The sequence below is a fragment of the Plectonema cf. radiosum LEGE 06105 genome (genome assembly GCF_015207665.1).
GTDB classification, from domain to species: domain Bacteria; phylum Cyanobacteriota; class Cyanobacteriia; order Cyanobacteriales; family Nostocaceae; genus Rivularia; species Rivularia radiosa_A.
On record NZ_JADEWL010000096.1, the window covers coordinates 14,239 to 27,124 of the forward strand.

The following is a 12,886-nucleotide window of genomic DNA, read 5'->3' on the forward strand; positions in this document are numbered from 1 at the left end:
GTATTAAACTAGACTTTCAAAACATCCTCTTAAGGTACATCAAAGCAAGATTAATACCATTTTTATGAATCCTCTCATAAATCTGGTAACTTTCACGAAACCTGACTTCTCTCCTCTGAGTTACTATAAAAAGATATAGAAATACACCCGCACTTGCGGCAAGTTGTAATTAATAATAGATAATTGATAATTGATTATGAGCGCTACATCCACTATTGTTAACGTACCACCTCTGGAAAATGGCGATCGACTTACACGCTATGAGTTTGAATATCGGTATCAAGCAATGACACAGCTAAAAAAAGCAGAATTAATCGAAGGAGTTGTTTACGTGGCTTCACCAGTACGTGCGACAAAACATGGTAGACCTCATGCTGCTATTATTGGTTGGTTAACGGTTTATAAGGCAGCAACACCGGGAGTAGATGTACAAGATAATGCTACTGTACGCTTAGATGCTGATAACGAACCTCAACCAGATGCTTTACTCAGAATAGAGCCAGAAGTAGGTGGTAATTCGCGGATTACTGAAGATGATTATATTCAAGGTTCCCCAGAATTAGTTGCAGAAATTGCCGCAAGCAGTGCTTCTTACGACCTCAATGATAAACTAAATGCTTATCGTCGTAATGGAGTTAAGGAATATATTGTTTGGCAAATGTATGAAAATCGTTTGGATTGGTTTATTCTCAAAGAAGGTCGTTATATTTCCTTAGAAGCTGATAAATTTGGTATCATTCGTAGCGAAGTTTTTCCCGGCTTATGGTTAGCTGTTAACGCTTTACGAGAAAGTAATTTAACTGAAGTTTTGACAGTTTTACAGCAAGGATTGCAAACAGATGAACATCAAAAGTTTGTAGAAAAATTGCAGCAAAACTAAATTTTATTAAATTAAATTAAATTAAATTAAATTAAATTTTATTATCAATAAAAAATCTTTACTGAGAAAGAAAACCTGTAATCAGCAACGGAAGTATTAACAAAACAAATATAATAAACACCACAGTTCCGGGTTCTATTTTGATAGTATTTTTATCTTCTTGGCTCATAAGACAGATTTGAGTGAAAATTAATGAAGTATATAAATTCAGATTACCTTGATGGTAATTATTTCTCAATCCCCATAAAGTATGATTTCAATCCAAGTTTACGGTATTCCCAACTGTGGTAGTTGCAAAAAAGCTTTCCTGGGGCTGGTAATGGGTAATTGCCAATTGGTAATTGGGGATTGGTAATTAGTAAATTACCGATTACCCATTACCGATTACCCATTACCATTAAAGGATATAGAAGCCATCGGAAAAAAACTGGAACCTTAAACAAAAAAGCGAATTAATAGATAAACTGTAGCTGCAATTAATTGTAACAGCGTTACCGGAATACTATATTTAAGAAATCCCTTAAATGTAATGCGTCTTCCATACTGTTGAGCAATTCCTGCGGCTACAATATTAGAAGATGCTCCCACTAAAGTACCATTTCCTCCTAAACTTGCGCCGAACAACATCGCATAAAATAAAGGTAATACCGATGGTGGTAATTGTCCGGTGAAATCTGGTGTTAATACTTCTGTTCCCACTAATCCAACATTAATTAAATACTGTTTTAACAGCGGAATCATTGCTACCACCAAAGGAATATTTGGAACTATACTCGATAGAATTCCAGTCACAAAAACTAATACTATCGAACCAAAAATCATATTTGTACCGATAGATGTTGCTAATACACCTGCAAAACTTTCAATTACTCCTGTTTTTTCCAATCCTCCGATTAAAACAAAGGTACTCATAAAAAATATTAAAGTACTCCAATCCACATCCCGTAAAATATTTTCTACTGTATCAACTTTAGTTTGATGAGATACAAGCATTGATAAACCAGCACCCGATAACGCAACCGCAGCCGGCGAAATTTTCACTGGTAAAGTATCGCCAATTACAAAAAAGAGTATTACCAAAGCAAATATCAACCCCCCCATTGTTAAAGCTTCTGGATGCTTAATTTGTGGATGCGGGATGTGTTCTAAATCATCTAATTTTGTTAACCAAGTTTTGCGGAAAAGTATGGGTAATGTCACCGCAACGACACCAATTGCAATTACTCCCCCCAAACTTAAACGTAATAAATAATCTGCAAAACTTAAATTAATTGCATCACCAACTAAAAATGTGACTGGATCACCAACTAAAGTTAATAATCCTGCCGCGTTAGCAACAAAAACCATTAAAATTAATAGCGGCACAAAATTCACGCTCAATTCTTTCGCTATGGGGGGAATTAAAGGTGCTAACAACATTACTGTTGTCGCATTCGGTAAAAATGCACAAATAGGAATAGTTATCGCAATGATTCCTAGTAATAAACGTTTACCTTCTCCTTTTACCAGTAATAGTATTCGTGCAGCTAAATAATCAAAAACTTTCGTGGGTTGAAATGCTCTTACTAATACCATTACGCCGAAAAATAATGATATTGTTCCGTGACTTTTCGCAATATATCCAATTGCTTCTTCTAAAGTCATTATATTAGTAAAAACTAATAACAATGCTCCTAAAAAAGCTGCTACAGTCAAATTAATCCACTCTGTCATAATTAAACTAATGACAGCAATAAAGATGGCACCGCTCAACATTGCTTGCCAATTCCCCATAACAAGCTCCTCTAAATTTAATAGTATTAATTAGGAATTACTAGCGTCTAACCTAGTTATTAACTAGCAAGATTATTTAACCTGAAATGCAGTGAAAGCTTGCTGCTAATCAGATTTAGGTACAGATAATCTATCGTATTGCTTTAAATGCTATTACTGCAATTACCAATCCGTAAATACTGCATCACGAATACTTGAATTTTTAAAATTCTATTCTATTCAATTTAAAAAAATATGCATCATATTTTACCAGGTAATAATTAAGTACACAACTGAAACGAATAATATTAGCCTGGGATAATAATGAAAACGAAACATCGTTAAAATGCTGTTTATCATCAATCCCCTCGATGCCTACGAAGTTAGCTGACGGGCTAGGATTGAGAGGTATCCCTCTTACCAAGAAGATATTGACACTTCTAAGTAAAATAAGCCCCTATAATGGTGGTTCCTCCGTTCCAACTTGCAAAATATAAGCCGGATTAGGCTGATTCTTTGTTGATAATTATTGTATCATAATCTGTTTTTTTTGTAACCAAATCTACCTAAAGAGGGTTTTCTTTTTAATTTTTTTTTTAATTGAAGTTTGTAATACAATATTTAGCCTACTTTGTTAAATAGATGCATTGCTTTCAATATACTTTTATAAACTTGAGGGAGCGGGAAAGAAGAAATAATATAGAAAAAATTGGAATAAGTTATTTGAAAATTTGTTTGGCTAATTCTTCTAAAGAATAAACAATATTAATTTCATGACGTACTAAAGCAGTTTGAATTTCTACGTCTTGTCTTCTCGGATAATTGGGATGAACTCCGATAAACAAAGGTTTATCCGTCATTGACCAAGCACCGAGTTCGTAAAGGGTTATTGGACAAATTGTTTCTTGGGGAAACCAGAAAAGAATCGATGAAGCAAGTCGCAAATGTCTGTGTTCCCATGCAATCTGCTGTTTAGAAGCATCGGGATTATCAATCGGGAAATTAGCACGACGGGGATTTAAAATAATCCAAGGTGAAGGTTTCAAAAATTCCACCATTTGCGATTGCCAATCTGGACAGTTGGAAATTCCACCACCTAAAAATATCGCATCTCCTTGACCATCAAATTTTTCTAACGCTTCAATATATACTCATCTTAAAAGCAATAATCTACACCAGCAATCACCGATAAACCTATAGCATATTCCTGTAAATCGCCCCTGAGTAATTCTAACTCGTTTCTTAATTGGTCATGATATGACCAGTTTTTTTCATGTTCTTGGGGACTAACATTAGGGGGACGTTGCACTTCCCAGGATTGTAATAAAGGATGCCACTTAGCCAGAAAAGGACGTAAACCCCGATTCAACACAATAATCGCAATTCCCCCCACCGATTGACGAGATGCACCAACATTGGGACCTGCTTGTTTGAGAATTTCCCGTGTCGTTGCGAACAAGCTATACAGAGATGTCAATGCTTCCCGCAATAATCCTTGGTCTGTTTCTAGCGGTTGGATGGTCACACGGGTAACAAGTTCTACAAGTAATGACCAAGCGGCTTTTCTTTCTGTATCGTCCGGTTCCCATTCCGTTCCACCGATTCCGAAAGGGAGATTTACTGATACTTTTGTTAATTTTGTTGAGTCTTGTTTAGGCATTTTGAATTAACTCATTCATTTAGGGATTAAATAACAAAAAGAAACTGTCAAACAAGGTACATCAGCCTATAGCTTTAAATTGCGAAATACTTTTTAGGTCTTCCTCTTCTTCTTTGAGAACGTAGTAAAGCTCCCAATTTTGTTGAAGATTTAACCAAAAATTAGAGCTATTTCCGAAGAATTTTGATAAGCGTATTGCTGTACTAGGTGTAATTCCTCGCTTTTGATTTACAAGCTCATTTATTCGCTGATAGGGTACGTGAAGTGCATCTGATAGTTGTCGTTGGGTTATTCCCATTGGTTCGAGAAAATCTTTTAGTAATATTTCACCGGGATGTGTTGGAGGTCTATATTTTGGAATTTTCATCGGTTTTTGTTTCCTAATGGTAATCAACTATTTCAACTTCTGATGCATCTTGCAGTGTCCATATAAAGCAAATTCGATATTGGTCATTAATCCGAATACTATACTGACCTTTAAGTTCACCTTTTAATGCTTCCAATCTGTTACCTGGTGGAACTTTTATATCATCTAACGATGATGCTGCATTTAGTTGATCCAATTTTCTACGTGCAACTTCCCAACAGGATATAGGACATTGCTTTCGAGCTTGCTTTGAGTCATTACCATCAAAGATGTCTTCGGTTCCTTGATTCTTAAATGATAATATCATAATTAGCATGATGACACGGTTATCATGCTACCAGAAATTATTAACTTAACGCTTTTGTGCTTTTCTTTAGATAATCAAATAATCAAGCTAACGTGGTGTTTGAAAATTTATTTAGTAAATTTATCTATTTGTTCCATTAAAGCAATACAGCGTTCTGGCTCATATTGGTAACGCATACGTTTCCACCAGCTACGAAAATATGGGAAATATCCTTCAGGTGCATCAAGACTGAAATCAAGATTTGTATATTGAATCCATTCTTTTCTATCTGTTCTAATATTAGTATGATACCAACCTATATTCGTAGTGAATTCATACCAATTATCTTTGTCGCTGTTATTAAGTTTATTCTTTCTAAATTGAAGAAATATATTTCTAAATCCTTTCTGTGGTGATAGGACATTTTCCCAAATACTTCTTTGCTTGCTAAATCCAAATTTTTGATTACTATATCTCATCCATAGTTCATCAATTGTCGATAGAATTTCAGGCGATAAGCTTCTAATTTCCTCTACACCTAGCCCCTCATCAATGTTTTTTTCTAATGAGAAAAGTAAGATGTTTTTAGTTTCCTCGTCAGCTTCTTGAAATTTTCCAGCTTTAAGAAAATCTTTTAATCGTTTGTAATCTATTTCTTTATTTGGACTGATAAAGTTTTCTTCATTTTTTAAGGCTATTTCAGTTTCGTAATTATATGGTTGTTGGTAGTTAATTTTTTGTAGTTCTGTTTGTGACTGTATTATAAGTGCTTGCGATTTTGGTTTCTGCATCTGTTCTTGAAAATCACGTAATAGCTGATTACCGGGATTTACTTTACAAGCTGCATTTAACAATTCCTCAATTTTTCCTTGAGCTTCAGCCCATTCAATCAATTTAAATACTATGACTGAATAATCTTCCCCCATCGCGATGGCATCTAAATTTTTATCTAACTCAAAGCTAAACATTTGTCTGAGTTTAGCAACATTGGGAAATGCGTTTATAAGTGCTTGTTGAAACTGTTGACGCTCCTTACCATTTATCTGCATTATTGTTTGACTTCGATTTATTGCATTGTTAGAGTTTAAATTCCTCTCTTCCTGTTCTTGCTTTGTTGCGGAGATGTAACTTAAAGACTGTTGCGGCTGTCTAAATTCAAACGCTTGTGCTTCTTGTATTAATTCTTGCTGCTGTGGCTTTATCCCCGTAATACCCCAAATTAATTGTCCCATCGGTTCCGGTTTTTGCTGCCGAAAATCCACCCACATATTACCATTAAGGAAAACTGGTAGGTTTGGTTGCTGAGGTGAAGTAGGAAGTAATACAGGAATTACTGGACATTGCCTTTTGACAAACTCACGTAAAAAAGCTTCTAACTCTTGTTCTTGCCAAGGTCCTAAACCGCTACTACCAATAAAAACCGCAGCAGATTTAATATGTTCAATTTGTTTTTCGAGTTCACGTTGCCAAGATAAGCCAGGACGAAATTCCCATTCATCCAGCCAAGGCTGAAGACCCTGCTGTTTCAATTTTTGTCCAATTTGTTTTATTTCTGCCTTATCCTGGCTGTTGTGACAAAGGAAAACATCGAATTTGCTAGGTGAGGTCATTTGGGCTAAGTATATTTATCCAGTATACACATTACTATTTTTACAAAAGTAATTCAAGTATTCCTGATAAAACTACTTTGAGTTATCAATATTTGGCATTATATTATATGGTAATTTCTTCACAAGGTATCTGGATCAACATTTAATTCCCGCAACTTCGCAGCCAAAATATCGGCTCTTTGCTTCTGTTGCTGTGCGACTTCTTCTGGTGTAGGAACTAATTCACCAACACTCGTAAAAAAGCGTAATTTATCTTGATATATTCCTAAAAACAAACCTATTTGTTCGGAAAGCATCCATCCTTGTTCGTTTGATTCAATTGGTTGATATCTACCATTAACTAAAACAAAACCAGCAAATTCTAAGTTATGTGGATCGAACCAAAAATATTCGGGTGTACGAAAAATATCTTGATATATCTGCTTTTTTAAACCTTTATCTGTGGCTGAGGTTGAACTTGAAAGCAGTTCGATAATGAAATTTGGGTATTTACCATCTTCTTCCCAAACTACCCAACTTTTACGAGTTTTGCGCTCTGTACCTAAAACTACAAAAAAATCGGAACCTCGAAAATCTTCGTGCTTACGCTTGCGCGAACTATAATAAATTGTCAGATTTCCCCCAGCATAGAAATCATTGCGATTTTGCCACAATTGTTCCAAACACTGAAGCAGCAAGATGATTTGACGTAGATGCAGTTCGCTTTCTAATGGTGGTTCGTTGCTTTCTAAATCCCCTGGAGGAAATATTACATCATTTTCGTTAGGTATAGGTAAGTCTTTGGCAACTGACATAATTACGATCTGCTTGCAGCAGCGCTTCGCTATCGCGCTTTCGCATTTGTATATCTATTTAGTTTGTAGGTTGGGTTAGACACGAAAATCAATTTTAATTTTTTAACGACAATTTATATTAATCGTGTCGTAACCCAACATCAGCATTACGGATAAATATTATTATTAAAATACAGAATTTTCTGAAGCACTGTAAGCGCAATGTTGGGTTAGGTTGCGTCTTCATTTTGCGTAAACCGTGAATATATTCGTGCGCCGTGAACCCAACCTACATTCTGATACAAAGATTTGGAGTTAGCTATCTTAATCTTTCTGAAAGCGACGATGTTGTTCAAGTATTGCAGAAAACTCCTCAGCATCGACTTCTCCATAAACTTGATCTTGAGGTTGAGCATCAACACGTTCCATTAATGCCTGAAATGCTGTTTCATCATTTCGATTCTCTAGAACGTATTTTTTTAGTTCTTTCATTGTCATCGTTTGAAAGTCAGATTTCATTAACAAACCTCCAATTTCCATTCGGGTAAATCTCAATCACAATTTCTTCTCCTGCAAGAATAATGGCGTTACCAGTTCTTTCATCTAAACGCACCATATCTACAGAAAAGTACATATTTGTAAGGTTTTGACACAGTTGGAAGCATCGAAACGCCTGTTGAGTTGTCAGCAAGTATTCTACCTCTTCTTTACTATAGCTCAATCATCTCACAATGCAGGCTATAGAAGCATTTCGTAGGTTGGGTTAGACACGAAAATCAATTTTAATTTTTTAACGACAATTTATATTAATCGTGTCGTAACCCAACATCACCATTGCGGATAAACATGATTGTTTTTGTTCAAGTGTGAGATATTAGAAAGAATCAATAACACAATGTTGGGTTACGGCGCATTTTAATTTTTCATAAACCATAAATATATTCGTGCGCCGTGAAGCCAACCTACATTTTACATTCTTTAACCAATTACCAATTACTGGTATAGGTAATTTGGCAACAGACATAGCCGCGACGTTTTCGTATTTGTATATTTATTTAAGGTAACAGAAGTGAGTAGGTTGGGTTACATACAAGATACTCCGAAATTTTCCACTCACAATTCTAATCTTTTCGTAACCGGCGATGTTGTTCAAATGTCAAATTATATAAAATACCGATAATACAATGTTGGGTTACGGCGCATCTTAATTTTTCGTAAACTCATAAATATATTCGTGCGCCGTGAAGCCAACCTACATTATATTACCTTTGACCTTTGACCTTTGACCTTTGACCTTTGACCTTTTACCTTTTACCCTTTCCTCCTCTTCCCTTTCTGATAACTTTGACTATTCGGCTTATTTGTAAACTCTTTTTTAGGAAACAATTTCTCTTCTAACTGTTCGTAACTACCTTCAAAATCGCACTTTCCATATAAAGGACATTCCTTACAGTAAACCCCATCGGTATAACGTTCTAAATTCTCACGATTAAAGAAATAAGGTTTATGACTAAAGGTACTCGCTACCCATTGCCATGACATATTATTACTCGCCGGGTCTCCATCTAACAAATGTTCTAAAAACCATTTAGCGCCAGCTTGCCAGCGAATTCGCCGCCAATGTACGATATATGCTGCAATCCACATCCGCATATGATTGTGTAGATAACCAGTTTCGCGCAATTCTTGACTAAAATTATCAATACAAACTAATCCTGTATTACCTTGTTGAATATCTTCGGGTAAATCCGCTGCATATTCGGCGATGCTGTTACCTGTTTTATATTCTTCTCTATCTTCCCAAATACCATCACCTAATTTTACATACAATCTTTGCCAATAGTCGCGCCAACCTAATTCGTTAACTAACTTTGTCGCATCGTCATCATTGCTAACTTTATTTAATGCATAGTCTCGCACTTCTCGCAAGCTCACAACACCGTAACGCAGATAAGCGGAAAGTTTGGTAACTCCACCACTCAAAAAATTACGTGTTTTCCCGTAATACTTGGGGTCTACTTTTTGTAACGCTTTTTCGGCGGCTTTACGTCCACCTACGGTTTCGCTAATATGTTCGTCTCGTTTTGCAGCTTCGGGAAATTGTTCTTTGAGGTAAGCGATCAATTCTTGACGGTGGTTAAAGTCGCGACGCATTTCGTTAGTCATTGGTAATAGAGCATTGGTAATAGGGCATGGGGAATAGAGTATTGGGGATGGTAAATATAGCGGTTTTCGGTTGATTAGAATACATTCAAATCGTGGGGTGGACATCTTTGTCCGCCCAGTTTTTACCAATTTTATTTGTATTGCACCCAATTGAAAACCGCTATATCCCGTCAACCCGACTTAAATGTTAAAGTTGATTCACGTAAAAAATAATGTAGCTATTATTACTTGAAATCTAATGAATTTAAAATATCAAAACCAAATAAAAATTATTTTGCTTTTAATTTTTAGCACATCTGCACTATATTTTCTACTAGCTCGCTTGGGATTTATTTTTCCATTGACGGATATTACAGAAGTTTTATGTATTAAAGGTTGTCCATCACTGCAAGCTATTCACTATCCCGTGTCTGGAAACGAATTACTAAATTACAGTCAAACAATAGAAGAACTAATTGGAGAAAACATAGATCAAGCCAAAACCTCAATTTTGATTGAAAAATCCAAATATAGAATTACGCTTTACTATCACAAACACCCGGTTAAATCTTATCCCGTAGTTTTTGGTAGTAGTCCGAAAGGGGATAAGCTGCAAGAAGGTGACAGACGCACTCCTGAAGGTATTTTTCGGATTAAAGATTTATATCCTCATCCTTCATGGTCTAAATTTATCTGGTTAGATTATCCCAATGCTGTATCTTGGAGAAAGCATTTTCAAGCCAAAAGTCAAGGTGAAATTTCCTGGTTTAATTCTATCGGTGGTCAGGTTGGTATTCATGGCGTATTCCAAGGAAGCGATGAAATTATAGATAAGCAACAAAATTGGACTTGGGGTTGTCCGTCACTAAAAAATCAAGATGTCGATGAGTTATACAACGTAGTTAAAGTGGGAACATTAGTAGAAGTTGTTCCTTAACGCTTACTTCCTTGGGATTATTTATTAGTCGCTTTACCGTCTGTTATCAGTTCCCATCCTAAAGGAATATCTAAACTTTGGTAAGATGGTTGGATTGAGGTGGTTTGTATAGGATATTTTTTAGCTAATAAATATAATAATATTGCGATTAATATTTATCACCTTCATCAGCTTAACTACGATCATATATTAGAGTCAGGGGAAATAAAGATGGATAATTCACAGGAAATTTTAGTTGAGAAAAATGTCAAGTACAATGTAGAATTTAATGGTAAGGTTGTTTCCATTGAGAATGTACCAGTTCGCATAAACGAAGAAACTCAAGAATATTATGTTTCATCAACAGTGGTACAATTCATAGTAAATGTCGTTTTAGAACAATTCACACAAGCTTAATTTAATCTTGAACGGTATTTCAAACCATTACTACACAAACGAAGCCTGTCTGTATAAGTCAAAAATAATTAGTCCAATCAGGTGGACTTTTATTGTGTAGTTAAGTAGGTTGGCCTTGAAAATTGTAATTGGGACAAGGCAGTAGGCAGTCGGCAGTCGGAGTAAGAGTTTAAGGTTAATTTACATTCTGTAACATAGTTCTGTTTATTTCTGCCAACTTACTTGGTATCCTATATTCGCTTTTTTAGAGACGCAATATATTGCGTCTCTAAAAACTAATTTCTAATCATTATCAACAGCGTGTTGCTTCAATTCATCCAAAGAAACATACTCTAATGCAGCTTCGTGAGTAGCAGATAAAACTACTTTTGGTGCGACTCCATCATCCATTGCTTCTTTCCATCGAGAAGCACACAAACACCATTTATCCCCTGGTTTTAAACCGGGAAAATCATACATTGGCACAGGAGTACTCAAATCATTTCCCATAGATTTCGTGTAGGTGAGAAATTCTTCTGTCACTTCTGCACAAACTACGTGTACACCAAAATCTTGAGGTCCAGTATCGCACATTCCATTCCGTAAAAATCCTGTCATCGGAGAAGTGCAGCAAGGTTGCAGCTTTTCTCCAAGTACGTTTTTTGCTTCTGACATAATACCAATTATCAATTATCAATTACCAATTACCAATTATCAATTATTAATTACCAACTAACCAGCTTTCTTTCCTTGATAACCTGCTGATAAACTATTTCTGTTTGCTTAGCAATTTTCGTCCAATTAAACCGCTTTTCTAAATCGGAGTAAGCATTATCTTTTAACCACTGACAATAACCGGGATTTTTCAACACTTCCAAAATTCCCCAAGCAAGAGAATCTGGATTATTAACATAAGTGACAACACCTGTTTTGGTATGTTGAACTACTTCTGGAAAACCGCCTGTATTAGAAACTACTACTGGTACGCGAGCAGCAAAGCTCTCTAACGCAACTATACCAAAGGGTTCGTAAAGACTGGGAAATACCGCACAGTCAGCAATTGTTTGAAATTTATCTAAGTATTCATCAGCTATAAAGCCGGTAAAATAGCATTTATGCCAAATTCCCAAATCCCAAGCTTGTTGTTTGAGTTGATTGGTATTACCACCACCAATAATCACAAATTTAACTTTATCTCCCATGGACGAAAGTATTTTGGGTGCTGCATTTAGTAATACAAATATACCTTTTTCATAGGTCATGCGACCAACATAATAAACGATTTTTTCATCATCTTCAGCAAATTGACGGCGGAAATCTTGTTTATGAAACTGTTGATGATGCTGCTTTTTTTCAGCACGGATACCGTTATAAATTACATCAATTTTATCCCAAGGACTGTCGAGGGAATGTTCCACTTCCCGACGCATATAATTACTGCAAACAATAACTCTCCAAGCTTCAAAAGTCAGTTCATGTTCTTTACAATGAATGTAGCTTTGAGTATGATTATGAATACCGTTATGTCGTCCCGATTCGGTAGCGTGAATGGTCGCAATTAGAGGAACTTTGAACGTGTGTTTAAGGGCGATCGCCGCATCTCCAACCAACCAATCGTGAGCATGAATTAGATCGAAAGCACCCTCCTCTAACATTAATTTACCACCTTGTCGTCCCATGCTTTCATTCATGTTGACTATCCAGTGGAAAAAGTCATTACTCGCTGGTACGGGTACCCGATGTATTTTTATTCCTTCGACTTCTTCAAAAAGTGGTGCTTCTCCAAATTCCGGTGTAATTAAGTAAACCGAATGTCCTAATTTTACTAATTCTGGGTATAATTCTCCAACATGACGGGCAATTCCACCAACAATACGAGGAGGAAATTCCCAACTTAGTACCAGTATTTTCATCTTTTACTCCCTACTCTTTACAAATTGTTGATTTTTTTAACCAATTAAAATAATTAAAAATGCGAACGCTATTTTTGACGGGAGTATAATTACTCAATTTTGAGTCGTTATAACAATTCGGTGACAAAAATATTTGGAAATGGGTCAAAGGTCAAAGGTTAGAAGATATTATCCCCATCCCCCCATCC

General features: G+C 35.8%; 15 protein-coding genes and 1 riboswitch. Of the genes, 3 read left to right on the forward strand and 12 right to left on the reverse strand.

The features are described 5' to 3' along the window. Positions 1-196 precede the first annotated feature (196 nt). Positions 197-880, forward strand: coding sequence for a Uma2 family endonuclease (locus tag IQ247_RS22365; RefSeq protein ID WP_193923399.1), 684 nt, complete (start codon positions 197-199; stop codon positions 878-880). A gap of 435 nt (positions 881-1,315) precedes the next feature. Here the strand turns inward: IQ247_RS22365 and IQ247_RS22370 are convergent, their stop codons facing one another. The 10 genes from IQ247_RS22370 to IQ247_RS22415 all read right to left on the reverse strand — a co-directional run bounded on the left by IQ247_RS22370 (position 1,316) and on the right by IQ247_RS22415 (position 9,494). Beyond that, on the reverse strand, positions 1,316-2,653 hold the full coding sequence (locus IQ247_RS22370; protein ID WP_193923400.1) for an ArsB/NhaD family transporter: 1,338 nt from the start codon (positions 2,651-2,653) through the stop codon (positions 1,316-1,318). A 336-nt stretch (positions 2,654-2,989) separates the two neighbouring features. Beyond that, positions 2,990-3,152: riboswitch (cyclic di-AMP (ydaO/yuaA leader) on the reverse strand. A 199-nt stretch (positions 3,153-3,351) separates the two neighbouring features. Continuing rightward, positions 3,352-3,777 (reverse strand): nucleoside 2-deoxyribosyltransferase domain-containing protein, encoded by a 426-nt coding sequence (locus IQ247_RS22375; protein ID WP_193923414.1) that lies wholly within the window; start codon positions 3,775-3,777, stop codon positions 3,352-3,354. 11 nt (positions 3,778-3,788) lie between these two features. Beyond that, positions 3,789-4,292, reverse strand: coding sequence for a hypothetical protein (locus tag IQ247_RS22380; RefSeq protein WP_193923401.1), 504 nt, complete (start codon positions 4,290-4,292; stop codon positions 3,789-3,791). Between the two features lie 61 nt (positions 4,293-4,353). Next, positions 4,354-4,659: a HigA family addiction module antitoxin gene (locus IQ247_RS22385; protein ID WP_193923402.1), complete on the reverse strand. Its 306-nt coding sequence runs from the start codon at positions 4,657-4,659 to the stop codon at positions 4,354-4,356. Positions 4,660-4,672: 13 nt separating this feature from the next. Next, positions 4,673-4,966 (reverse strand): type II toxin-antitoxin system RelE/ParE family toxin, encoded by a 294-nt coding sequence (locus IQ247_RS22390; RefSeq protein WP_193923403.1) that lies wholly within the window; start codon positions 4,964-4,966, stop codon positions 4,673-4,675. Between the two features lie 107 nt (positions 4,967-5,073). Next, the gene (locus IQ247_RS22395) at positions 5,074-6,555 is read right to left on the reverse strand and encodes a GUN4 domain-containing protein (protein WP_193923404.1); all 1,482 of its coding nucleotides are present in this window, start codon (positions 6,553-6,555) and stop codon (positions 5,074-5,076) included. A 119-nt stretch (positions 6,556-6,674) separates the two neighbouring features. Further along, positions 6,675-7,349: a Uma2 family endonuclease gene (locus IQ247_RS22400; protein WP_193923405.1), complete on the reverse strand. Its 675-nt coding sequence runs from the start codon at positions 7,347-7,349 to the stop codon at positions 6,675-6,677. 303 nt (positions 7,350-7,652) lie between these two features. Further along, positions 7,653-7,847, reverse strand: coding sequence for a DUF6887 family protein (locus tag IQ247_RS22405; protein ID WP_228059959.1), 195 nt, complete (start codon positions 7,845-7,847; stop codon positions 7,653-7,655). Beyond that, positions 7,837-8,049 carry a DUF6888 family protein gene (locus IQ247_RS33655; protein WP_375341244.1) on the reverse strand — a complete coding sequence of 71 codons (213 nt, stop codon included), beginning with the start codon at positions 8,047-8,049 and terminating at the stop codon, positions 7,837-7,839. The genes IQ247_RS22405 and IQ247_RS33655 overlap by 11 nt, the downstream gene beginning before the upstream one ends. 590 nt (positions 8,050-8,639) lie before the next feature. Beyond that, complete coding sequence (locus tag IQ247_RS22415) at positions 8,640-9,494, reverse strand: FAD-binding domain-containing protein (RefSeq protein WP_193923407.1); 855 nt, start codon at positions 9,492-9,494, stop codon at positions 8,640-8,642. Positions 9,495-9,732: 238 nt separating this feature from the next. Here IQ247_RS22415 and IQ247_RS22420 point away from each other — a divergent pair, with 238 nt between their 5' ends. Next, on the forward strand, positions 9,733-10,410 hold the full coding sequence (locus IQ247_RS22420; RefSeq protein WP_193923408.1) for a L,D-transpeptidase family protein: 678 nt from the start codon (positions 9,733-9,735) through the stop codon (positions 10,408-10,410). A gap of 210 nt (positions 10,411-10,620) precedes the next feature. Continuing rightward, entirely contained in the window at positions 10,621-10,806 is a 186-nt protein-coding gene (locus IQ247_RS22425) for a hypothetical protein (RefSeq protein WP_193923409.1), read from the forward strand. A 282-nt stretch (positions 10,807-11,088) separates the two neighbouring features. On the opposite strand, the gene IQ247_RS22430 is transcribed toward IQ247_RS22425, so the two are convergent. Together IQ247_RS22430 and IQ247_RS22435 are read right to left on the reverse strand one after the other, a co-directional pair. Then, positions 11,089-11,460, reverse strand: a complete 372-nt coding sequence (locus IQ247_RS22430) for a DUF2237 family protein (RefSeq protein ID WP_193923410.1) — start codon at positions 11,458-11,460, stop codon at positions 11,089-11,091. Between the two features lie 50 nt (positions 11,461-11,510). Next, positions 11,511-12,698 (reverse strand): glycosyltransferase family 4 protein, encoded by a 1,188-nt coding sequence (locus tag IQ247_RS22435; protein ID WP_193923411.1) that lies wholly within the window; start codon positions 12,696-12,698, stop codon positions 11,511-11,513. Positions 12,699-12,886: the final 188 nt, after the last annotated feature.

Bases quoted from the DNA above. Each gene is read 5' to 3' on its own strand.
- IQ247_RS22385 (WP_193923402.1), bottom strand. From the start codon at position 4,659: ATGAAAATTCCAAAATATAGACCTCCAACACATCCCGGTGAAATATTA.
- IQ247_RS22430 (WP_193923410.1), bottom strand. From the start codon at position 11,460: ATGTCAGAAGCAAAAAACGTACTTGGAGAAAAGCTGCAACCTTGCTGC.
- IQ247_RS22400 (WP_193923405.1), bottom strand. From the start codon at position 7,349: ATGTCAGTTGCCAAAGACTTACCTATACCTAACGAAAATGATGTAATA.
- IQ247_RS22435 (WP_193923411.1), bottom strand. From the start codon at position 12,698: ATGAAAATACTGGTACTAAGTTGGGAATTTCCTCCTCGTATTGTTGGT.
- IQ247_RS22365 (WP_193923399.1), top strand. From the start codon at position 197: ATGAGCGCTACATCCACTATTGTTAACGTACCACCTCTGGAAAATGGC.
- IQ247_RS22415 (WP_193923407.1), bottom strand. From the start codon at position 9,494: ATGACTAACGAAATGCGTCGCGACTTTAACCACCGTCAAGAATTGATC.
- IQ247_RS22405 (WP_228059959.1), bottom strand. From the start codon at position 7,847: ATGAAATCTGACTTTCAAACGATGACAATGAAAGAACTAAAAAAATAC.
- IQ247_RS22380 (WP_193923401.1), bottom strand. From the start codon at position 4,292: ATGCCTAAACAAGACTCAACAAAATTAACAAAAGTATCAGTAAATCTC.
- IQ247_RS22370 (WP_193923400.1), bottom strand. From the start codon at position 2,653: ATGGGGAATTGGCAAGCAATGTTGAGCGGTGCCATCTTTATTGCTGTC.
- IQ247_RS22395 (WP_193923404.1), bottom strand. From the start codon at position 6,555: ATGACCTCACCTAGCAAATTCGATGTTTTCCTTTGTCACAACAGCCAG.
- IQ247_RS22425 (WP_193923409.1), top strand. From the start codon at position 10,621: ATGGATAATTCACAGGAAATTTTAGTTGAGAAAAATGTCAAGTACAAT.
- IQ247_RS22390 (WP_193923403.1), bottom strand. From the start codon at position 4,966: ATGATATTATCATTTAAGAATCAAGGAACCGAAGACATCTTTGATGGT.
- IQ247_RS22420 (WP_193923408.1), top strand. From the start codon at position 9,733: ATGAATTTAAAATATCAAAACCAAATAAAAATTATTTTGCTTTTAATT.